The sequence below is a fragment of the Streptomyces sp. WMMB 322 genome (assembly GCF_900090145.1).
Taxonomy (GTDB): domain Bacteria; phylum Actinomycetota; class Actinomycetes; order Streptomycetales; family Streptomycetaceae; genus Streptomyces.
In genome coordinates this window covers 211,832-232,166 of record NZ_FMHI01000006.1, presented here as the reverse complement: position 1 = coordinate 232,166, position 20,335 = coordinate 211,832, and the positions used below count along the sequence as shown (strand labels likewise).

Here is a 20,335-nt window from a genome sequence, read left to right as displayed (position 1 = left end):
GTGTCCGCTGTGTCTGCTGTGTCCGCAAGGCTGCCCCTCCCGGGCATCGGCCCGGCGGAGCTGCCCTCCTCGGTCACTCCTCGAACGTCGCCGCCAGGGCGTCGGCCAGTCCCGGCACCAGGCCCGAGCCGGTCAGGACCTCCGTCGGGCTGTCCTTTGAGCGCAGGCGCAGAGCCGACTCGCGCGTGCCGTCCCGCAGCACTGCGACCGTGAGCCGCACCTCCTGACGTTCGGGGTGTTCGCCGACCCATTCCGCGAGCTTCTCCTCGGCCCCCTCCCGCTGGAGCTCCTCCGGCACGGCTTCCTCGGCGGCCTGCGGCAGCATCAGCCGCTCGACGGTCATCGCACAGCCCGTGACGGCCTCGGGCCAGGCGATCGTCGCCAGGAACTCATCGAGCGGAGCACCTGTGGGCAGCTCGTCCTGTTCGACGGGCGTGAGGGAGGAGGCCGCCGGGCCGCTGTCGTCGAAACCGAGCTGACCTGCGAGTTCGGGCTCTTCCGCGCGCAGTCGGGCCGTGTCGACCAGGGCGAACAGCCGGCTCGGCTGGTCCCAGCCCAGACCTGCCGCGTACTCGTCCAGTTCCAGCACCGCTCGGGTGAGCGGGTCGGAGGCGGGGGGCGTGCCGTCGGTGGGGAGGTTGTCCATGGGTATATCGTGCCCGCTTCCACCCCGGGATCGGGAACTGGGTAAAGCTTCGGTAAGTTGCATGAGTGGGCTTACGATGCTGGGCCCTTCTTGTCACAGCGATCTTCGAGGTGCGCACCTTGGCTTTTCAAATGCCGGACCGTGGGCCAGCCGGTCCTTCAGGGCCACGGATCAGAGTGGGCCGGCCTTCCCGGCGTTCCCGTACGTTGCTGATGACGGCCGGCGTGCTCGCGGTGCTCGCCATGCTCTTCGTCATGTTCGCCGGGTTCTGGACCGACTGGCTCTGGTATCGCTCGGTCCAGTACAGCTCGGTCTTCACCAAGACGCTGTGGACGAAGGTCGGCATGTTCGCCGTCTTCGGTCTGGTGATGGCCGCGGCCGTCGGGCTCAACGTCTGGATCGCGCACCGCATGCGTCCGCCGCTCAGCGCCATGTCGCTGGAGCAGCAGAGCCTCGACCGCTACCGGATGAGCATCGCCCCGTACAAGAAGTGGGTGCTGCTCGGCGTGACCGCTCTCGTCGGGCTGATCGCCGGCGCCTCGGCGGCCGGGCAGTGGCGCACGTGGCTGCTGTGGGTCAACTCCGTGCCGTTCGGCAAGACTGATCCGCAGTTCGGCAAGGACATCTCCTTCTACTCCTTCGATCTGCCCTGGTACCGCTTCCTGCTCGCCTTCGGCTTCGCCGTCGTGGTCCTGTCCCTGCTCGCCTCCGCCCTGGTGCACTACCTGTACGGCGGTCTGCGGGTGACGACCCCGGGCGCCCGCGCGACGGCGCAGGCCACGGGGCATCTGTCCGTGCTGCTGGGCTTCTTCGTGGCCCTCAAGGCCGTGGCCTACTGGCTGGACCGGTACGGGCTGGCCGTGAAGTCGGGCGACTTCAAGGCGACCGACAACTGGACGGGTCTGAAGTACGTCGACGCGAACGCATACCTGCCGGCCAAGACCATCCTCTTCTGCATCGCGATCATCTGCGCCGTGCTCTTCTTCGCGACCATCTGGCGCCGCACCTGGCAGCTGCCGGTCATCGGCTTCGGACTGATGGTCCTCTCGGCGATCCTGATCGGCGGCCTGTACCCGGCGATAGTCCAGAAGTTCCAGGTCCAGCCGAACGAGCAGGCCAAGGAGACGCCGTACATCAAGAAGAACATCAAGGCCACGCGTGAGGCCTACGACGTCGACGACTCACAGGTGAAGGACTACTCGGGCACGAGCAAGGCGGACAAGCAGCAACTGCGCGACGCCGCGGACACCACGGCGAGCACACGTCTGCTCGACCCCAATGTCGTCTCGCCGACCTTCCAGCAGAAGCAACAGGTCAGGGGCTACTACCAGTTCCCGGCAGTGCTCGACGTGGACCGCTACAAGACCAAGGACGGCAAGGAGCAGGACACCGTCGTCGGTCTGCGCGAGATCAACACCGACGGCATCCCCGAGAAGAACTGGATCAACACGCACTTCAAGTACACCCACGGCTACGGCATGGTCGCCGCCAAGGGCACCACGGTCGACAATGACGGCGCGCCGTCCTTCACCGAGAAGGATCTGCCGCCCAAGGGCGACAAGGGCAAGTACGAAGGCCGCGTCTACTACGGGGAGAAGACGAACCAGTACTCGATCGTCGGCGGTCCGCAGAAGGAGCTGGACTACGCGGACGACGAGGGCGAGAAGACGTACACGTACACGGGCAAGAGCGGGGTCAACCTCGCCAACCCGCTCAACCGCGCCGCGTACGCCGTGAACTTCAACGAGCCGCAGATTCTCTACTCCGGAGCGATCGGCGAGGGCTCCCGGGTCCTCTACAACCGGACGCCGAAGAAGCGCGTCGAGGCCGTCGCCCCGTGGCTGACGATCGACGGTGACCCCTACCCGGCCGTCGTCAACGGCCGGATCAAGTGGATCGTCGACGCCTACACGACGTCCGACAACTACCCGTACTCCTCGCGTACGACCCTCGGCGACACCACCGAGGACTCGTTGACGGACGGTCAGCGCGCCGTGGTCACCAAGGAGAACCGCGTCAACTACATCCGCAACTCCGTGAAGGCGACGGTGGACGCCTACAGCGGTGACGTCGAGATGTACCAGTGGGACAAGAAGGACCCCGTCCTGAAGACCTGGATGAAGGCCTTCCCCGGAACGGTCAAGTCGAAGAGCGAAATCGACGACGACCTGATGGACCATCTCCGGTATCCGCAGGACCTGTTCAAGGTGCAGCGGGAACTGCTGACCCGGTACCACGTCACGTCGCCCTCGCAGTTCTACAGCGGCAGTGAGCGCTGGCAGATCCCCGACGACCCGACACACAAGGGCAATGCGGTACCGCCGTACTACCTGAGTCTGAAGATGCCCGACGAGAAGAAGCAGACCTTCTCGCTCACCACGACCTTCAACCCCAACAAGCGGGAGACGCTTGGCGCCTTCATGGCCATCGACGCGGATCCGCGCAGTCCGGGGTACGGCAAGATCAAGATGCTGAGGCTGCCGTCCAACACGACGGTCTCCGGTCCTTCGCAGGTGCAGAGCAAGTTCAACTCCGATCCCGCCATCGCCGAGTCGCTCAACCTCCTCAAGCGCGGCGACTCCGAGATCGAGTACGGCAACCTGCTGACGGTGCCGCTGGAGGGCGGCCTGCTCTACGTCGAGCCGGTGTACGTGCGTGGCGCGGGCACCAACTACCCGCGCATGCGGAAGGTTCTGGTCACCTACGGCGAACGCATCGCCTTCGAGAACACCCTGGGTCAGGCCCTCGACAAGGTCTTCGACGCAAAGGGCGACCCGGACGCCTCCGAACCCGACGATCAGTCGGAGAAGCCGCCGGCGGCAGGTGACGCATCGGTGCGTGAAGCCCTGAAGAACGTCCAGGACGCGTACGACGCGGGCCAGGACGCGCTGGAGAAGGGCGACTGGAAGGCGTACGGCAAGGCGCAGCAGGACCTCGAGGACGCCATCCAGGAGGCGCAGGACGCCGAGGAGGACGCCGAAAAGGCAGCGAAGAAGGAGTAGTTGGGGCACCCGGGCGGTCACACCCGCCCGGGTGCGGAGCACTCCCCACCGTGGTGTAGAGTTGTCACACAACGGCGCGGGGTGGAGCAGCTCGGTAGCTCGCTGGGCTCATAACCCAGAGGTCGCAGGTTCAAATCCTGTCCCCGCTACTGAAGATCGCAGATGAGTGGGCCCCCTTCTGACACAGAAGGGGGCCCACTCGCGTAGTGATGACCGGATCCGTTGGCCGAAGGAAGCCGCGCGCCCCGTGGGGCAGAGACGGTCACCCGCGGGCATGCAGGGCTCAGGGGAACGTGACTTCGTCCCGGCACACCTCGACCGGGGTCTGCACGAGCAGCCGGCGAGGGCGTCCCGCCGGCAAGAAGACCCAGGACCCGGAGAACCCGACGCGTCCGCAGTGAGTCCGGCTGTCGCTGTGCACGTCGGGCAGCCGCCGGCGGTTCGCCTCGGGCTCCCGGCTCGTGCCGGAAGTCCGGGGTCGAAGCGATGTCGGCGAGGACCTGACGCCGAGGTCGCAGAAGAACGAGAACGGGTGGCCGGTGGCGGGTCCGGATTCTCAAGGATCCGGCCCCTTCGCACGCGTCAACGCAGGACAACTCAACTCCCTTTCGTGGCAGACGGTTTGAGGTGTCTCTCTGTCGGGAAGTCGACAAACCTCTGAATTGACCTCACCCGGTGGTGGTATTCCAGGTGTACGTGGGTTGCGGGTGGTGCGAACATGGGGTTCATGGGGGACAAGGTGAGACTGGAGGCTCCGCCGGGTACCGGTACGGCTCCGGCGGGAGTTGACAGCGGGGCGGGAGAAGTCGAGGACATCGGTGAGCTGAGCGTGCTCGGGGCGCGGCTGCTGCGCAGCGGCGATCTCGACGGTGCGGAGGCGCCGCTGCGGGCGGCCACCGCGGCGGGGGACCGTGCGGCCGCCAACAACCTGGGGGTTCTGCTTCACCAGCGAGGCAGCGCCGACGAGGCCGCCGGCTGGTGGCGGGTTGCCGCCGTCGCCGGGTCGGCCGCCGCCGCCCACTCCCTCGGCAGGCACCACCGCGAGCGGGGGGACGAGGCCGCGGCGCACTACTGGCTTCTCCATGCCGCCGAGTGCGGCCACGCGCTGGGCGCGTACGCCCTGGCGGATCTGCTCGACCACCATGGTGATGAGGGCGCGGAAGCCTGGTTCCGCGCCGCCGCCGAACAGGGCCACCGCGAGGCTGCGTACCGGCTCGCGCAGATCATCGGCAAGCGCGCGGCCGACGTCACCGGTGACGACGAGGCGGCGGAGACCGTCGAGCGCGAGGCCGAGCAGTGGTACAGGCAGGCGGCCGCGCGCGGTCACCGCCGCGCCGCGCTCCGGCTCGGCGCCATCCTTGAGCGCCGCGGCGAACTGAAGGAGGCGGGCCGCTGGTACCTCACGTCCGCGAAGGAGGGCGAGCCGCGCGCCGCGTGTGCGCTGGGCTTCCTGCTGCGGGACGCGGGCGACGAGGAGAGCGCGGCCGTCTGGTGGCGCCGTGCCGCCGAGGAAGGCGACGGCAACGCGGCGAACGCGCTGGGTGCTCTTCACGCCGACCGCGGTGAGAGGCAGGCCGCGGAGCGCTGGTACCGCGTGGCACTCGACGCGGGCTGCGACAACGGAGCGTTCAACCTCGGACTGCTCTGCGCGGCGCAGGGGCGCACGGCTCAGGCCGAGCAGTGGTACCGGCGTGCCGCGTACGCCGGGCACCGCGAGGCGGCCAACGCTCTCGCCGTGCTTCTGCTGCAGCGTGGCGACGCCGACGGCGCCGAGCCCTGGTTCTCCAAGGCGGCGGAGGCGGGGAGCGTCGACGCCGCGTTCAATCTGGGCATCCTGCACGTCGGCCGGGGTGATCACCGTACGGCCCGCGTCTGGTACGCGCAGGCCGCGGCGGCCGGGCATGCGGAGGCCGCGCTGCAGGTCGGGATCGCGTTGCTGAGGGAGGGAGACGAGCAGGGAGCGGAGCGCCAGCTGCGCTGCGCCGCGGGCGCCGGCAATGTGGAGGGCGCCTTCCGGCTCGCAGTGCTCCTGGAGCGCCGCAGCCCGCGGGAGGCCGATTCGACGGGTGCGACCGCACATGTGAGCAGCCGTGACGAGCACGAGGAGTGGTACGAGCGTGCGGCCGAGCAGGGTCACCGGCGTGCACAGGTGCGGCTTGGTATGTGCCTGGCGGCGCGGGGCGAGATCGTCGACGCCGCGCGCTGGTACCGGGCCGCGGCGCAGGCCGGCAGCCCCAACGGGGCGTTCAACCTGGGGCTGTTGCTGGCCCGGGAGGGCAGCGAGCCGGAGGCGGCGCTGTGGTGGACCCGTGCCGCCGAGGCGGGGCACGGGCGCGCGGCGCTTCGCCTCGCGCTGCTGAGCGCACGCCGGGGCGAGCTCGAGACGGGGCAGCACTGGTGCGCGCGTGCGGTCGAGCTGGGCCCGTCCGAGGTGGCCGCGCGTGCGGCCAAGCTGTACGACGCCCTCCACTCGGAGCTCACGGCCTGACGCTTCGCCCCGGCCGGACCGGCCGGGGCGAAGCCTGTGTGGGCCGACGACGCCTGTGCGGTCGGACCGGCCCGGACGCGATCCCGTGCCGGCCCGGCCTCACTGCACGGAAGCGATTTGCGCTGGTCGTCGGCGCAGGGTTAGAGTTGCGGCACAACGGCGCGGGGTGGAGCAGCTCGGTAGCTCGCTGGGCTCATAACCCAGAGGTCGCAGGTTCAAATCCTGTCCCCGCTACTGAAAGTCGAAGGGCCCGGATCCTCAGGGATCCGGGCCCTTCGCATGTCTCGTCACGTGCGTGTGGCGGGGAGCTGCCGTCTGCCCGGATCAAGCCGGGCGGGACGTCGGTGTCAGCCGGCGGTGCACTGGGGGCAGGTGCCCCGGTAGGTGATGGTGGCGTCCGAGACCGTGAACCCGTAGCGCTCGCTCTCGGGAAGACCGGCCAGCGGGTCGCCGGAGGGGTGCACATCACGGATCGTGCCGCACTTCGAGCAGACCAAGTGCTGATGTGAATGGCGGGCGTTGGGGTCGTACCGCTTCGCGCGGCCGTCAGTGCTGACCTCGATCACCTCGCCGATGGAGACAAGTTCGCTCAGCGTGTTGTAGACGGTGGCCCGCGCGATCTCCGGCAGGCGAACGGCAGCGCGGGCGTGCACCTCGTCCGCCGTGAAGTGCACGTGGTCGCCGTCCAGCACCTCGGCCACGACTCTCCGCTGCGCGGTGAGCCGCCAGCCCCGGTCGCGGAGTCGCTCCAGCAGGTCGCTCATACGCCAACCCTAGCAGTGCGGGGGTCCGGGAAAAGAACGCGTACGGACTTCGTCAAGTTCTTGACTTAGACAAAGTCCAATGTAGGATCGGCTCAAGCTGCCCGGTCGTGACGGGTGGCCTCTCGCAGGCTCCGCGCGAAGAGGTCTTCCGGCGGGCGATCGAGAACTTCCGCCAGGCGGACGAGGATTGCGGCAAGCGGCCAGAGGCCGCGGTACAGGCCCTGCGCGGCTGATCCGGCAGCTTGCCGTAAGAACCCGGAGGGACCGTGCCGTCGCACGGTCCCTCCGGTGTTGCTCGCCGTGTGCAGGAGGCCCGCGCCGCCGCGCCGGTGTGAGCCGCGCGAGCGCCCGGCTCACACCCCGACGGCCCCCACGGCCTCGGCTCTGCCGGTCCAGCAGCGCACGATGTCCCGTACGGACACGATGCCGACGGGCTCCTGTTCGTGCAGCACGATCAGGTGGCGGAACCCGCCGTGGGTCATGGCTTCAGAGGCCTGCTCCAGAGTCCACTCCTCCGCGGCGAAGACGACGTCGGTCGTGGTGTGGGACTGTGCCGTCTCCTGGTCGGGGTCCTGGCCCGCGCCGAGGGAGTTGAGGATGTCGCGCTCGGTCAGGATGCCGAGCCCGCTGGTGTCGGGGTCGAAGACCACGGCTGCGCCGACCCGCCTGGCCGACATCAGGGCGGCGGCCTGGCGGAGTGTGTGGGCGGGGCCGATGGTCAGAACAACCGTGGTCATGGCGTCTCGGACGAGGGTGGGCATGTGCGTGGTCCACCTCCTTGGAGAAACCTCTCCCATTCGAGAAGAGATTCACAAGGTCACAATCTTTCGGAGTCTTATGTTCACACGGCTCCGGGACCACAACAAGGGCGCGTCCCCGACAGGCGGCCCGCCGGCTCACGCGCGCCCGGGGTGGTGCCGCGTACCTGCTACGCGGTCAGATACGTGAGCACTTCCTCGTGCAGCAGACCGTTGGTGGCGAGGGCGTTCCCGCTGTGCGGGCCGTGCCTGCCGTCGAGGCCTGTGAACGTGCCGCCTGCCTCCTGAACGATGATCGTGGGGGCGGCCATGTCCCAGAGCGACAGCTCGGGTTCGGCGCACGCGTCCACCGAACCCTCGGCGACCATCATGTACGGCCAGAAGTCCCCGTAACCCCGCGTACGCCAGCAGTCGCGGGTCAGTTCCAGGAAGCCCGGGAACATGCCGCGTTCCTCCCAGCCGTGCAGGGACGAGTACGCGAAGGAGGCGTCCCGCACGGACTCGACCCGGGAGACCTGGAGACGCGTGGCCTGCGACAGGCTCCGCCCGGTGTAGGCGCCGCCCCCCTTCGCCGCCCACCAGCGCCGGTTCAGCGCGGGCGCCGAGACCAGGCCCACCACCGGCTGGTCGCCTCCCTCGCCCAGCTCGGTCAGGGCGATCAGCGTCGCCCACACGGGAACCCCGCGGACGTAGTTCTTCGTCCCGTCGATCGGGTCGATGATCCAGCGCCGGGAACCGTGCCCCTCCGTGCCGAACTCCTCGCCGAGCACCGCGTCGCGCGGGCGGGTGCGCTTGAGCGAAGTACGGATCAGCTCCTCGGCAGCCTTGTCGGCCTCGCTCACCGGCGTCAGGTCCGGCTTCGTCTCGACCTTCAGATCGAGAGCCTTGAACCGCTCCATCGTCGCGGCGTCGGCGGCGTCGGCCAGCACATGGGCGAGACGCAGATCATCGTGGTAACCCGGCATGTGTGAACAGTATCGACCAGCCCGGTGGCCAGCCACAGGGCAGTGCCGGGGGAAGCCATGCGAGTGCCTCCGTTCGCGCTGAGGGGTGGCGCCGGGGGGCACCACGGGGGCCACGGACGGCAAGCCGTGGACCGGCGTCGTCGACGGGGTCTTTGCCCGCTGTCTTGACAGGAGTTGGCGGCGCGTCAATTCTGTCCCGCACCCCAGCCGCCGGGTTCGGAGGCACGATGCCTACTGCACGCGAGACCTTGCTGGAAGCCGCACACAGGGCCGTCGGCACACAGCCGTGGACAGGAGTGCGGATGGTGGACGTCGCCACCGCCGCCGGTGTGTCCCGGCAGACGCTCTACAACGAGTTCGGCACGAAGGAGGGCCTCGGTGCCGCCCTGGTGAAACGGCTGGTCGACGGCTTCGTCGAGGGAGCGGTACGTGCGGCTGCCGAGGGCTCCCGCGGCGGAGCCGACCCGGTGGCCTCCTTCGCGGCGGCGGCGGCCTGGATGCTGCGGACAGCCCGTGACGAACCCATCGTCCGCGCGGCACTCACCGGATGCTGGGGCACGCCGATGCCGCTGCCCGCGGCCGGGGACGCCGGAGCGGCCGGCACCGCCGGGGATGCGTCCGCCGTACGTCCCGGGGAACCGGGGGCGCTGGCCGCCACGCTGTGCGAGCGCATGATCGACGGGCTCTCGCCGAACGGCTCCTCCGGCCGGCTGGGCCTGGCGTGCGAGGCGGGGGTGCGGATCACGCTGTCGTTCGTCGTGGCCCCGCCCTCGGAGCGGCGGGACGAGGAGGCGGTGAGTCAGATCCGCGAGGTGGTGCGGGCGCTGCTGTCGCAGCCGCGCTGACCCTGCGGCGCCGCGGCCCGCGGGTGGCGCCCCGCCCCGCTTGACCCCGGTTCCGGGAATCCCGCCGCGACGACCGGCTGCCGCGCCGCCGTGTGGAATGCCTCCGGGCGTGCGTGTCCGCGTGCCTGGCGTGCTCCCGGGCTGTGGGCGGCAGGGCTTCCGGGCGGCGTGATGATGCCCGTGCCCGCCCGTTTGTGCAGGTCAGTCGCCTTCGCGCAGTTCCCGCGTCTCCAGCAGCCGGCGCAGCGAGTGAAGCCGCTGCGGGTCGGCGTGGCCTTCTGCGACCCACTGGTCGAGTGCGCAGTCCGGCTCGTCGTGGCTGCATGCGCGCGGGCATCCGGCGGTTCCCGGTTCCAGGTCGGGGAAGGCGCCGATGACCCGCGACGGGTCGACGTGGTGGAGTCCGAAGGAGCGCACGCCCGGGGTGTCGATCACCCAGCTCCCCTCTTCGCGGAGCGGCAGGGCCAGCGCCGACGTCGTCGTGTGCCGGCCGCGCCCCGTCACCGCGTTGACGTGGCCGGTCGTGCGCTGGCGGTCCTCGGGGACGAGGGCGTTCACCAGGGTCGTCTTGCCGACGCCGCTGTGCCCGACGAACACGGTGACCCGCCCGTAGAGCGACTCCCGTACCCGTTCCGCCGCCTCTCCGTCGGCCAGTTCGGTGCGGCTGGTCACCACGTGCGGCACCCCGAGGGGCGTGTATTTCTCCAACAGCGGTCCGGCCGGGGCGAGATCGGACTTCGTCAGTACGAGCAGCGGATCCAGGCCGGCGTCGTAGGCGGCGACCAGACAGCGGTCGATCAGACGCGGACGCGGCTCCGGGTCGGCGAGCGCGGTGACGATGGCCAGCTGGTCGGCGTTGGCGACGACGACACGTTCGTACGGGTCGTTGTCGTCGGCGGTGCGCCGCAGCACAGACGTGCGCTTCTCGACGCGGACGATGCGGGCGAGGGTGTCCTTGGCCCCGGACAGGTCGCCGACGAGGGCCACCTCGTCCCCGACGACCACGCCCTTGCGGCCGAGTTCGCGCGCCTTCATCGCGGTGATGATGCGGCCGTCGACGAGGCAGGTGAACCGGCCCCTGTCGACGGTGAGCACCATGCCCGCCGCCGCGTCCTCGTGCTTGGGGCGGGTGTGGGTGCGCGGACGGCTGCCCTTGCGGCTGGGACGTACGCGGACGTCGTCCTCGTCGGTGTGCTTGCCGTAGCGGCGCATCGCCGGGCCCGCCCTCAGGCGCTCTCTTCGACGCGTGTGCCGCCGCTCGCGGCGTTCCCGCCGTCCGTGCCGAGCATCTTTGCCCACATGCCGTCGAAGCCGGGGAGGGTCTTGCCCGTCGTGGCGATGTTCTCGACCTTCACGCCCTCGGTCACCAGGCCCAGAAGGGCACCGGCGGTGGCCAGGCGGTGGTCGTCGTAGGTGTGGAAGACGCCGCCGTGCAGCGGACGCGGGCGGATGCGCAGGGAGTCCTCGGTCTCGGTGACGTCGCCGCCGAGGCCGTTGATCTCCCTGGTGAGGGCCGCCAGGCGGTCCGTCTCGTGCAGCCGCAGGTGGCCGACGCCGCGCAGCACCGACTCGGACCCGGCGAGGGCGGCCACCGCCGCGATGCCGGGCGTCAGTTCGCCGACGTCGCTCAGGTCGACGTCGATGCCGTGGATGCGGCCGCTTCCGGTGAAGGTCAGCCCGCGCTCGTCCAGCACGCACGATCCGCCCATCTCCGTGAAGATGCGGCGCAGTGCGTCCCCGGGCTGAGTGGTGTGCTCCGGCCAGTCGGGGACGGTGACGCGGCCCCCCGTGATCAGCGCGGCAGCGAGGAAGGGCTGCGCGTTGGACAGGTCGGGCTCGACGACCAGGTCCCGGCCGAGGAGGGCGCCGGGCGTGACCCGCCAGACGTCGGGCTCGCCGCCGTCCTCCGGCGCGTCGACCTGCGCGCCGGCCTTGCGGAGCATGTCGATCGTCATGCGGATATGGGGTGCCGAGGGAACCGCGGCACCGACGTGACGCACTTCGACACCCTGGTTGAAGCGCGGCCCGGACAGCAGCAGCGCGCTCACGAACTGGCTGGAGGCCGACGCGTCGATCTGCACGGCCCCGCCGGCGAGAGAGCCTGTGCCGTGCACCGTCATCGGCAGGCGTCCCCTGCCGTCGTCGTCGATGCGGGCGCCCAGGACCCGCAGCGCGTCGATGACGCCGTGGAGCGGACGTTCGTACGAGCGGGGGTCGCCGTCGAAGCGCACCGGGCCGTCCGCCAGGGCGGCCAGAGGCGGCAGGAACCGCATCACCGTGCCCGCGTTGCCGACGTCGACGGTGGCCGGGCCGCGCAGCGCCGCCGGGATCACGCGCCAGAACTCACCGGTGCCGTCCGGGCCGACGCCCTCTTCGACGTGCACGCCGAGTGCGCGCACGGCCTCCGCCATCAGCAGGGTGTCCCGCGAGCGCAGCGGGCGGCGCAGCAGCCCGGTGTCGGCGGCCAGGGCGGCGAGCACGAGACCGCGGTTGGTGACCGACTTCGAACCGGGCACGGCGACGGTCGCGTCGACGGGTCCTTGCGCGAACGGCGCGGGCCACAGGGCGGCGGAGACGGTCTGCTCGGTCATGGAACTCACCTTAGTCGTTCGCCCCGGTGCACCGATCTCGGCGAATTACGCACGGAACCCCTCGTGTGCGACTCCGCCGAAGCCTTCGCGGTGGCTCACAGGCTCAGCAGCCAGCGTCCGCCGCCGATCAGTGAGGTCAGCGAGACCACGTGGAAGAGGAGCAGCCAGGCCGCGGCGGGCAGGTGGCTGAGGCGGGCGAGCTGGTCCGCGTCCGAGTCGGGCGCGCCTCCCCGCCGGCGCTTGCCCTGGAGTTCGAAGACCGGCCGTACGCCTCCGAGCAGCAGGAACCAGACCACGACGTAGGCGAACCCCGCCTGCACCTGTGGCTCCGTCAGCCATGAGACGAGGACGAAGGCGCCGCCGGTGAGGAGCACGGTCAGGACACCGTAGGCATTGCGGATCATCGTGAGCATCGCCACCAGCAGGGCGGTGGCGCTCCACAGGAGCAGCGTTATGTGGTTCGCGGCCAGCAGCCAGGCACCGCCGAGGCCGAGCAGGGAGGGTGCGGTGTAGCCGGCGGCCGCGGTGAGGACCATGCCGATGCCGGTCGGCTTGCCGCGGGAGAGGGTGAGGCCCGAGGTGTCGGAGTGCAGACGGATTCCCTCCAGCCGGCGCCCCGACACCAGGGCTATGAGCCCGTGGCCGCCCTCGTGAGCGATGGTGACCGCGTTCCGTGACAATCGCCACACGCTGTGCGGCACGACGGCGGCGAGGGCTATGGCGGCGGTGGTGAGGACCAGCCACTGGTCGGGGTCGGGTTGTGTGCCGAAGACCCGGTCCCAGAGACCGGCGATGCTCGTGGTGTCCATTCTGTCCTTTGTCCTCCCGGCGCGGCACGAACTGCCCCGCACACCTTCTTCTCCGGCGGAGCGCGCTTCTCCGTGAACGCGGGGCGCTCCTCATCAGTGCCGTGGCAGTGTGGCACTCATGTGCGGAAGGTATGCAGCAAGCCGGAGACCCGAGGACCTTGTCGCGCTCTTCGGCGTGGAGATGTGGGAGCCCAGCGAGACCCTGGCGCCCGACTGGAACGTCGCCCCCACGAAACGGGTGCACGCGATCCTGGACCGCCCGTTGAAGGGAGCGCACGACCCGCGCCCCGTACGGCAGTTGCGGACGCTGACGTGGGGCCTCGTACCCGGGTGGGCCCAGTCGCCGGACATGGGCGCGAAGATGATCAACGCCAGGGCGGAGACGGTGCACGAGAAGCCGGCGTACCGGCGGCCCTTCGCCGCCCGCAGGTGCCTCCTGCCGGCCGACGGATATTTCGAATGGGCGACGGCCAAGGGCGAGCTCCAGCTGGAGCAGGACGGGAGGCGGAAACGGCCGCGGAAGCAGCCGTACTTCGTGACCCCCGCCGACGGCTCCGTCATGGCGATGGCCGGGCTGTACGAGTTCTGGCGCGACAGCACACTGCCCGACGACCACCCGAGGGCGTGGTGGACCACCTGCACCGTGGTCACGACGGAGGCGGAAACGGCGCCGCTGGCGGAACCGGCCGGCGAGGACGGCCCCGAATCGCTGGCGGAGATCCACCCGCGGATGCCGCTGATGCTGCTCCCGGAGCGCTGGAACGCATGGCTCGACCCGGCTCGCCGGCCGCAGGAGGAGCTGCGGGCGCTGCTGGAGCCCCCGCCGCCGGGGATGATGCGCGCGTATCCGGTCTCCACCGAGGTGAGCAACGTACGCAACAACAGCGCGGAACTCGTCAGGGAGCTGACCGGCCCCGAGGTCGGCACGCTGTTCTGACGCGCGGCCGCAGGGCGCCGGCCACGGCGTGCGGCACGGCCACGGGTGATTGCCTGACACGACCGGAGCTCCTTTTGCCGCCCTCGACCACGGGCAGGGGAGCCGCGTAACCGCCGGCCCGGCCGGCTGCGGGGACGACAGGGGGACGGGGACGACCGAGGTACGGGGCAGAACGGGGCAGGATGGTTTTCCATGACCGAGAAAGCCGCAGGCGCCCGACACGGCGCGCACAACGACCGTGCCGGGGGCAAGGGGAAGGCAGCCGAAGGTTCCCGTACCGCCGCCCGGACCGTCCCCACCACCGCGGGAGACGCCCGCATCACCTGGCACGCCGCACGTGAGGCGCGTGCCGTCCTCGCCCTCGGCCACGGCGCGGGCGGCGGGATCGAGGCGCGGGACCTGAGGGCGCTCGCCGACGCCCTCCCTCCGCGGGGCGTGACCGTCGCGCTCGTCGAACAGCCGTGGCGCGTGGCCGGGAAGAAAGTCGCGCCCGCACCCAAGACCCTCGATGCCGCATGGAGGGACCTGTGGCCGCATCTGTGCTCGCCGGACCTGCCCGTCGTGGCGGGCGGGCGCAGCGCAGGTGCGCGCGTGGCATGCCGTACGGGCAGGGAACTCGGAGCGGCGGCCGTGCTCGCGCTGTCCTTTCCGCTGCATCCCCCGGGGAAACCGGAGAAGTCCCGGGTCGAGGAGCTGACCGGGGCGGGAGTGCCGGTGCTCGTGGTGCAGGGCGGGCGCGACCCGTTCGGCCGCCCCGCGGAGTTCCCCGAGGACACACGCATCGTGGAGGTGCCCCACGGTGACCACGGCCTCTCCGTGCCCAAGAGCGCCGGAACCGGTGAGGAGGAGGCGATGACCCTGCTCACGGACGCTGTCGCCGACTGGCTCCACGGGCTTTCCCTGTCTTCTTCCGGCGGCCGGGGATGACTACGGGGCGCGGGAATGAACACCCGGGGCGGATGCGTTCACAGCAGAGTCGAATGACCGAGACCAAGGGAGCCGTCAGCATGGGTTCTGTCGCTTGCCCGCAGCGTCCGAAGGCCGCCGACCTGGACTGGGCCACGGTCGCGCTCGCCGGCGGGACGGTGACCGGGGCGGCGCGCGGAGCGGAACGTCGTCTATTCTCCGATTCGGGCGGGTCCGCCATCGGGCTTGCCGTGGCACCGGAGGAGGTGGGTCCGGTCACCGGGACCGAAGACGGCGAAAACGCCGGACAGGAGACCGAGGCGGAGCGCAGCGCCCGCTTCGAGCGGGACGCGCTGAACTACCTCGACCAGATGTACTCGGCCGGCCTGCGCATGACGCGGAACCCGGCCGATGCCGAGGATCTCGTGCAGGAGACGTACGCGAAGGCGTACGCCTCCTTCCACCAGTTCCGTGAAGGCACCAACCTCAAGGCGTGGTTGTACCGGATCCTCACCAACACCTTCATCAACTCCTACCGGAAGAAGCAGCGCGAGCCTCAGCGCAGCGCGGCGGAGGACATCGAGGACTGGCAGCTCGCGCGCGCCGAGTCGCACATGTCGACGGGGCTGCGCTCCGCCGAGGCGCAGGCCCTCGACCACCTGCCGGACTCGGATGTGAAGGAGGCCCTCCAGGCGATCCCGGAGGAGTTCCGTATCGCCGTGTACCTGGCGGACGTCGAGGGGTTCGCCTACAAGGAGATCGCCGACATCATGGGGACGCCGATCGGGACGGTCATGTCCCGGCTGCACCGTGGCCGGCGTCAACTGCGGGACATGCTCGAGGACTACGCGCGTGACCGGGGTCTTGCTCCTGCGGGAGCCGCGCAATCGCACAACGGGAAAGGTTCGGGCTCATGAGCTGCGGAGAACCGCACGAGACGGACTGTTCCGAGGTGCTCGACCACCTCTATGAGTACCTCGACCGGGAAATGCCGGACAGCGACTGCGTGAAGTTCAAGGAGCACTTCGACGAGTGCTCTCCGTGCCTGGAGAAGTACGGCCTCGAGCAGGAGGTCAAGAAGCTCGTCAAGCGCTGCTGCGGCAAGGACGAGGTGCCGTCGGACCTTCGCTCGAAGGTGATGGGGCGGATCCAGCTGATCCGTGCGGCCGAGGCGGCGGGCGCCGAAGCACCGGGCGTCGAAGCACCAGCGGCGGCAGCCGAACCGGAGCCCGAGGGGGACACCTCGGACACGTCTGCGGCGCAGCCGCAGAGCGCCTCGGGGCGCAAGAAGTACGCCTGAGGGCCTGACATGTTGATGCCTGACACTGGCACTGCCTGGCACTGCCTGGCACCGCCTGACATTGCTGGCACGACCCTGACGCGGCGCAGGTGTGGGCGTGGACGAACGCCGCGCCGGCAGCCCTGAGGTGGCGTATACGTAGGGCAGCAGGGAGCGTTCTGCCCCGTGGACCGGCTTCTTCTCACTCAAAGGTGTGAGAACTCGGCGTCCCCTGCGGAGGATTGAGCGGGATCAGCCCCGCTGCCACCACAGCCGTCCTATTCTCCCCTTCCACCGTGGTACGGGGAGGAGTTTCCGATGCGTGCAGGGCGAGTCGGCCTGCCGTGGGCGGCACGCGGGCTCATCGTGTGCGCCGCGTCGGTCGCCCTGTGGTGCGCGGCCCCCGCCCTCCTGGACCTGTCCGGTGTCGAGTGGGGCGTCCTGGTGCCGCTCGCCGCCCTCTACGCGATCTGTGAACTCCTGCCGCGATGCCCGCTGGTGGGCCACAGGATCCCCGGGAACATGGGTGCCTTCTTCCCCGTCCTCCTGACCGGTGCCTTCCTGCTGCCGCCCGCCGCCGCGGCGCTCGTACCGCTGCCGGGGGCGCTGGCCGGGCGCGTCGAACCGCGGCACGCTGCCGCGCGGCGCGGCTGGCACGCCGCTCAACTGGCCCTTGCCGCCTGGGCGTCGGCGCATGTGTGCGCGCTGTTCGACTGCGGCTTGTCCGGCCTCGCGCAGGAGAGCCCCTCCGGCCCGGGGCCCGCGTCGCTGCCGGGGTTTCCGGCGTTTCCGGCTGCTGCCGTTGCCGCGGGTCTCACGTTCTGCGCGGTGGTCACCCTGCTCGACGGCGCCGTCCTCGTCGCCGCCGAGAGGTGTGCGCCGCGGGCGGCCTGGCGCGGGCAGTTCCAGCGCGCGGTTCCGCCCCAGCTGCTGCACGGGTTCGTGGGGCTGATGATGGCCGTGCTGTGGCGCAGTCCGTACGGGCCGGCCGCGGCGTTCTTCGTGCTGTTGCCGATGTACATCTGCTGCTGGGCGTTCGCGCAGTACCACCGTGAGCGCGGTGCTCACCAGTCGACGATCCGTGCGCTGGTGCAGGCGGTCGACATCAAGGACCGCTACACGCGCGGCCACAGCGAACGAGTCGGCCGTGCGTCCGCCCTGATAGCCCGTGAGCTCGGCATGGACGAGGAGCGGACCGAGGCGCTCCGCTTTGCCGGCATCCTCCACGACGTGGGCAAACTCGGCGTTCCCACACGGCTGTTGCGCAAGGAAGGTCCGCTCACGCCCGAGGAGCGCCGCGTCATCGAGCTGCACCCCGAGTACGGGCACGAGATGGTCCGCGGCATCGGCTTCCTCGAGGAGGCGCGCGCGGCGATCCTGCACCACCACGAGCGGCTGGACGGCAGCGGTTATCCGTACGGCCTCGCCGGCGCCGAGATCCCCGAGTTCGCGCGGGTCGTCGCCGTGGCCGACGCCTTCGACGCGATGACGTCCACGCGCAGCTACCGCCGGGCGCGGCCGGTCGGCAGCGCGGTCGCCGAGCTGAAACGTTGCGCGGGCACGCAGTTCGACCCGCGGATGGTGCGGGCACTGGCCGGCGCTCTGGACCGGCAGGGTTGGTCGCCCGCCGTCACGGCGGACCGTACGGGCGGAAACGTGCCCGTGGCGCGGAACCCGGCGGAACCGGCCGAGCGCGCGGAGCCCGTTGAACGCGCCGAGCGTGTCGAGCCCGTCGAACCCTTCGCGGAGCCCGTCGAGCCCCTTGAACCCGGCGAGTCCGCCGAGCGCGGCGAATCCGCCCCGCGGGCGGACGGCGCTCCCCGGGCCGAAGGGGCCAACGCGGGGCGGCCGCCGGCATGAGGATCGCCGTCGCCCTGTGCCGCGGCGCGGCCGTCGCACTCAGCTGCGCCGCGCTCGGTGTCACGCTGTGGCGGGGGCTCGAAGAGCCTTGGGTGGCGCTCGCGTTCGCCGCTGTCGTGGCAGTGGGTGAATCGGCGCGGGTGCGGCTGCCCGGCCGCGACCACGAAGGACGCGCCCCCACCAGCGCACCGCTGGGCGCCGCGGGAGCCCTGGGTTACGCCCTGCTGGGGGATGTCGGGGGCGAGGGCACCACACACGGCGTCCTTCAGGTCGTGGCCGTGGTGATCGTCGCCGCCCTGGCCGGCCATGCGCCCCGCGCGCTGAGAGGCCCGTCCCTCGAAGTCGACCACGCGCTGCGGGGAGTGCTCGCCGTCGGCTTCGCCGCCACCTGCTTCCAACCCCTGTACAACTCCGGCGCGTTGGCGCAGTGGGTGGGACGCGGGCCGAACTACGCGCTCTTGCTGCTCGCCATCACACTGCTGACGGGGCTCTGCGATGCCGTCCTGGCGGCCGTGTTCGCCGCAGCGGGTGCCCGCAGGCCCGTCGGGCCGCTGCTCCGCGACCAGCTGCGCGCCCGTGTCGGCATAGCCGCGGCCATCGGGGCGACGGGGGCGGTGATCGCGCTCGCCGTCGGCGCCGCAGGCCTGTGGGCGCTGCCCGTCTTCTGCCTGCCGCTGCTGCTCACGCAGTTCTCGTTCGGCAGGTACGCGTCCGTACGCGCGACGTACCGGCAGACCATCGCCTCCCTCGCACGCTCCACCGAGGTGGCGGGCTACACACCGCCCGGGCATGCGCGCAGGGTCGCCGAGCTCAGCCTGGCCGTGGGGCGCGAGCTGGGACTGACCGAGCCGGACCTCACCGTGCTGGAGTACGCGGCGCTCATGCACGACATCGGCCAGCTCTCCCTCGTCGACCCGGTCGCCTCGGGCGCCACGGAAGGGCTCGAACCGGAGTTGCAGCGCCGCATCGCCCTGCTGGGCGGCGCGGTGGTGCGTCAGACGGGGGTGGCCTCCGACGTCGCCGTGGTGGTCGAACGGCAGGCCAGTCCTTTCCGTGAGCAGCCGCTCACAGCACGTATCGTCCGCGCGGTCAACGCTTACGAGGACATGGTCGCCGGGAAGGCTTCTATCGAACGGTCGTTGCGAGCCCTCGAGAAGCTGCGGCTCGGGTGCGCACACGACTACGAACCACGCGTCGTGGAGGCGCTGTCACGCGTGGTGTCGCGAGGTGTCACGAGTTGACGCCCGGGTAGTGAGCAGGCCGCCCGACGGGCATGGTTGGATGCGGGAGGGGAACTCCGGAGAGCGCATACACCGTGCTCACATCGAGTGCGGGGAGCTGGGAAGAAGGACGCCGAAAGCAGGAGCGAGCGCGAGCAGCAGCCGGTCTACAGGCGGGAATCAGGCGGGAACATCGTGAGGATCTTCGGCAGGGTGAGACATCGTCCCTCCGCCTCGTGGCGGCAGGCGACGGACCGTGCCTTCACACTCATCGGCGACGGTCGCTACGAGGACGCGGGAGCACTGCTCACGCAGGCCGCCGACCTCGAGCCGTGGCTGTCGGAGTCGTGGTTCAACCTCGCACTGCTGCACAAGTTCCGGCACGACTGGGAGCAGGCCCGCACCGCGGGGCTGCGTGCCGTCGCACTGCTGGAACGCCAGACGGGCGCTCCCGACTGGTGGAACGTCGGCATCGCCGCCACCGCTCTGCAGGACTGGCCCCTGGCCCGGCGTGCCTGGCAGGCATACGGGCTGCGCGTGCCCGGGCAGTCACAGTCCGCGGCGGTCGCCGAACCGACCGGGATGCAACTGGGCAGCGCGGCCGTGCGGCTCTCGCCCGAGGGTGAGGCCGAGGTCGTATGGGGACGCCGCATCGACCCGGCCCGCGTCGAGATCCAGAGCATTCCGCTGCCGTCCTCCGGGCGGCGCTGGGGCGAGGTGGTGCTCCACGACGGGGTGCCGCACGGCGAACGCACCACGATGAGCGGCCCGTCCTACCCCGTCTTCGACGAGATCGAGCTCTGGGCCCCCTCGCCCGTGCCCACCTGGGTGGTCCTGCTCCAGGCGGCCACCGAGACCGACCGTGACGCGCTGGAGCGGCTGGCCTCGGACGCCGGATTCGCCGCGGAGGACTGGTCCTCCTCGGTGCGCCTGCTGTGCCGCACGTGCTCCGAGAGCAGCATGCCCGCCGACGAGGGCGACGGAGCCACGCACGTCGATCCGCACGACCACAGCTCGCCTGGGCATCCCGGTCCGCTCGGTCACATGACGCCGGGAGGGCCGGGCGATCTGTGGGTTCCCGAGCGCGAATGCGGGCTGGCGGCTCCGAGCGGTCTCGTGCGGGGGCTGCTGGACAGCTGGGTGGCGGACAGCCCGGACAGCCGCGAGTGGCGAGACCTCGAAGAGGTCTGCTGAGAGGCCTTCGCCGGCCGGCTTGCGGGGGAACCCCGTACCCCCTGTCCCGGGACGGCCGTGCCGCACATCCG

The 20,335-nt window shown here is 70.7% G+C and carries 17 protein-coding genes, 2 tRNA genes and 1 pseudogene; 13 read left to right on the top strand and 7 right to left on the bottom strand.

Translation table 11 applies throughout. The annotated features are described in order from the left end of the window. Positions 1-73: 73 nt before the first annotated feature. The gene (locus H180DRAFT_RS12745; protein ID WP_175437762.1) at positions 74-646 is read right to left on the bottom strand and encodes a PPA1309 family protein; all 573 of its coding nucleotides are present in this window, start codon (positions 644-646) and stop codon (positions 74-76) included. Positions 647-777: 131 nt separating this feature from the next. On the opposite strand from H180DRAFT_RS12745, the gene H180DRAFT_RS12740 reads away from it, so the two are divergent. The 4 genes from H180DRAFT_RS12740 (at position 778) to H180DRAFT_RS12725 (ending at position 6,370) form a co-directional block, all read left to right on the top strand. Then, positions 778-3,648, top strand: a complete 2,871-nt coding sequence (locus H180DRAFT_RS12740; RefSeq protein WP_079100067.1) for a UPF0182 family membrane protein — start codon at positions 778-780, stop codon at positions 3,646-3,648. Between the two features lie 75 nt (positions 3,649-3,723). Continuing rightward, positions 3,724-3,797 (top strand) — tRNA-Met (locus tag H180DRAFT_RS12735). A 578-nt stretch (positions 3,798-4,375) separates the two neighbouring features. Then, on the top strand, positions 4,376-6,136 hold the full coding sequence (locus H180DRAFT_RS12730; RefSeq protein WP_074466786.1) for a tetratricopeptide repeat protein: 1,761 nt from the start codon (positions 4,376-4,378) through the stop codon (positions 6,134-6,136). Between the two features lie 160 nt (positions 6,137-6,296). Next, positions 6,297-6,370 (top strand) — tRNA-Met (locus H180DRAFT_RS12725). A 113-nt stretch (positions 6,371-6,483) separates the two neighbouring features. Here the strand turns inward: H180DRAFT_RS12725 and H180DRAFT_RS12720 are convergent. Next, positions 6,484-6,900, bottom strand: a complete 417-nt coding sequence (locus H180DRAFT_RS12720) for a Fur family transcriptional regulator (protein WP_055486131.1) — start codon at positions 6,898-6,900, stop codon at positions 6,484-6,486. A gap of 107 nt (positions 6,901-7,007) precedes the next feature. On the opposite strand from H180DRAFT_RS12720, the pseudogene H180DRAFT_RS30790 reads away from it, so the two are divergent. Beyond that, positions 7,008-7,133 (top strand): annotated as a pseudogene (locus H180DRAFT_RS30790) (hypothetical protein); the annotation flags it as partial. A gap of 120 nt (positions 7,134-7,253) precedes the next feature. Here the strand turns inward: H180DRAFT_RS30790 and H180DRAFT_RS12715 are convergent. Both H180DRAFT_RS12715 and hisN read right to left on the bottom strand, forming a co-directional pair. Next, complete coding sequence (locus H180DRAFT_RS12715; RefSeq protein WP_055486130.1) at positions 7,254-7,661, bottom strand: CBS domain-containing protein; 408 nt, start codon at positions 7,659-7,661, stop codon at positions 7,254-7,256. 167 nt (positions 7,662-7,828) lie between these two features. Further along, positions 7,829-8,623: a histidinol-phosphatase gene (hisN, locus tag H180DRAFT_RS12710; RefSeq protein ID WP_055486129.1), complete on the bottom strand. Its 795-nt coding sequence runs from the start codon at positions 8,621-8,623 to the stop codon at positions 7,829-7,831. Positions 8,624-8,850: 227 nt separating this feature from the next. Between hisN and H180DRAFT_RS12705 the strand changes: the two genes are divergently transcribed. Next, positions 8,851-9,468 (top strand): TetR/AcrR family transcriptional regulator, encoded by a 618-nt coding sequence (locus H180DRAFT_RS12705; RefSeq protein ID WP_055486128.1) that lies wholly within the window; start codon positions 8,851-8,853, stop codon positions 9,466-9,468. Positions 9,469-9,669: 201 nt separating this feature from the next. On the opposite strand, the gene rsgA is transcribed toward H180DRAFT_RS12705, so the two are convergent. From rsgA to H180DRAFT_RS12690, 3 genes are all read right to left on the bottom strand, one after another. After that, entirely contained in the window at positions 9,670-10,680 is a 1,011-nt protein-coding gene (rsgA, locus tag H180DRAFT_RS12700) for a ribosome small subunit-dependent GTPase A (RefSeq protein ID WP_055486127.1), read from the bottom strand. A gap of 14 nt (positions 10,681-10,694) precedes the next feature. Beyond that, the gene (aroA, locus tag H180DRAFT_RS12695; RefSeq protein WP_055486126.1) at positions 10,695-12,059 is read right to left on the bottom strand and encodes a 3-phosphoshikimate 1-carboxyvinyltransferase; all 1,365 of its coding nucleotides are present in this window, start codon (positions 12,057-12,059) and stop codon (positions 10,695-10,697) included. Positions 12,060-12,154: 95 nt separating this feature from the next. Next, the gene (locus H180DRAFT_RS12690) at positions 12,155-12,868 is read right to left on the bottom strand and encodes a M50 family metallopeptidase (RefSeq protein ID WP_055486125.1); all 714 of its coding nucleotides are present in this window, start codon (positions 12,866-12,868) and stop codon (positions 12,155-12,157) included. Between the two features lie 118 nt (positions 12,869-12,986). On the opposite strand from H180DRAFT_RS12690, the gene H180DRAFT_RS12685 reads away from it, so the two are divergent. The 7 genes from H180DRAFT_RS12685 (at position 12,987) to H180DRAFT_RS12655 (ending at position 20,264) form a co-directional block, all read left to right on the top strand. Next, a complete protein-coding gene (locus tag H180DRAFT_RS12685; protein ID WP_055486237.1) occupies positions 12,987-13,805 on the top strand; it encodes an SOS response-associated peptidase in 819 nt (272 codons plus the stop codon). Between the two features lie 192 nt (positions 13,806-13,997). Further along, a complete protein-coding gene (locus H180DRAFT_RS12680) occupies positions 13,998-14,732 on the top strand; it encodes an alpha/beta hydrolase family protein (RefSeq protein WP_254666002.1) in 735 nt (244 codons plus the stop codon). A gap of 80 nt (positions 14,733-14,812) precedes the next feature. Beyond that, a complete protein-coding gene (locus H180DRAFT_RS12675; RefSeq protein ID WP_074466785.1) occupies positions 14,813-15,628 on the top strand; it encodes a sigma-70 family RNA polymerase sigma factor in 816 nt (271 codons plus the stop codon). Beyond that, a complete protein-coding gene (gene rsrA / locus H180DRAFT_RS12670; RefSeq protein WP_055486124.1) occupies positions 15,625-16,011 on the top strand; it encodes a mycothiol system anti-sigma-R factor in 387 nt (128 codons plus the stop codon). Before H180DRAFT_RS12675 ends, rsrA begins: the two co-directional genes overlap by 4 nt. A gap of 297 nt (positions 16,012-16,308) precedes the next feature. After that, positions 16,309-17,850, top strand: a complete 1,542-nt coding sequence (locus tag H180DRAFT_RS12665; protein WP_074466769.1) for an HD-GYP domain-containing protein — start codon at positions 16,309-16,311, stop codon at positions 17,848-17,850. After that, entirely contained in the window at positions 17,847-19,091 is a 1,245-nt protein-coding gene (locus H180DRAFT_RS12660) for an HD-GYP domain-containing protein (protein ID WP_055486123.1), read from the top strand. The genes H180DRAFT_RS12665 and H180DRAFT_RS12660 overlap by 4 nt, the downstream gene beginning before the upstream one ends. Positions 19,092-19,265: 174 nt before the next feature. Then, on the top strand, positions 19,266-20,264 hold the full coding sequence (locus H180DRAFT_RS12655) for a tetratricopeptide repeat protein (protein ID WP_055486234.1): 999 nt from the start codon (positions 19,266-19,268) through the stop codon (positions 20,262-20,264). Positions 20,265-20,335: the final 71 nt, after the last annotated feature.

Excerpts from the sequence above, each read along its gene's own strand:
- H180DRAFT_RS12680 (WP_254666002.1), top strand. The coding sequence starts at position 13,998 with ATGACCGAGAAAGCCGCAGGCGCCCGACACGGCGCGCACAACGACCGT.
- rsgA (WP_055486127.1), bottom strand. The coding sequence starts at position 10,680 with ATGCGCCGCTACGGCAAGCACACCGACGAGGACGACGTCCGCGTACGT.
- H180DRAFT_RS12685 (WP_055486237.1), top strand. The coding sequence starts at position 12,987 with ATGTGCGGAAGGTATGCAGCAAGCCGGAGACCCGAGGACCTTGTCGCG.
- H180DRAFT_RS12675 (WP_074466785.1), top strand. The coding sequence starts at position 14,813 with ATGGGTTCTGTCGCTTGCCCGCAGCGTCCGAAGGCCGCCGACCTGGAC.
- rsrA (WP_055486124.1), top strand. The coding sequence starts at position 15,625 with ATGAGCTGCGGAGAACCGCACGAGACGGACTGTTCCGAGGTGCTCGAC.
- H180DRAFT_RS12690 (WP_055486125.1), bottom strand. The coding sequence starts at position 12,868 with ATGGACACCACGAGCATCGCCGGTCTCTGGGACCGGGTCTTCGGCACA.
- H180DRAFT_RS12665 (WP_074466769.1), top strand. The coding sequence starts at position 16,309 with ATGCGTGCAGGGCGAGTCGGCCTGCCGTGGGCGGCACGCGGGCTCATC.
- H180DRAFT_RS12730 (WP_074466786.1), top strand. The coding sequence starts at position 4,376 with ATGGGGGACAAGGTGAGACTGGAGGCTCCGCCGGGTACCGGTACGGCT.
- H180DRAFT_RS12660 (WP_055486123.1), top strand. The coding sequence starts at position 17,847 with ATGAGGATCGCCGTCGCCCTGTGCCGCGGCGCGGCCGTCGCACTCAGC.
- H180DRAFT_RS12715 (WP_055486130.1), bottom strand. The coding sequence starts at position 7,661 with ATGCCCACCCTCGTCCGAGACGCCATGACCACGGTTGTTCTGACCATC.
- aroA (WP_055486126.1), bottom strand. The coding sequence starts at position 12,059 with ATGACCGAGCAGACCGTCTCCGCCGCCCTGTGGCCCGCGCCGTTCGCG.
- H180DRAFT_RS12720 (WP_055486131.1), bottom strand. The coding sequence starts at position 6,900 with ATGAGCGACCTGCTGGAGCGACTCCGCGACCGGGGCTGGCGGCTCACC.
- H180DRAFT_RS12740 (WP_079100067.1), top strand. The coding sequence starts at position 778 with ATGCCGGACCGTGGGCCAGCCGGTCCTTCAGGGCCACGGATCAGAGTG.
- hisN (WP_055486129.1), bottom strand. The coding sequence starts at position 8,623 with ATGCCGGGTTACCACGATGATCTGCGTCTCGCCCATGTGCTGGCCGAC.
- H180DRAFT_RS12745 (WP_175437762.1), bottom strand. The coding sequence starts at position 646 with ATGGACAACCTCCCCACCGACGGCACGCCCCCCGCCTCCGACCCGCTC.
- H180DRAFT_RS12705 (WP_055486128.1), top strand. The coding sequence starts at position 8,851 with ATGCCTACTGCACGCGAGACCTTGCTGGAAGCCGCACACAGGGCCGTC.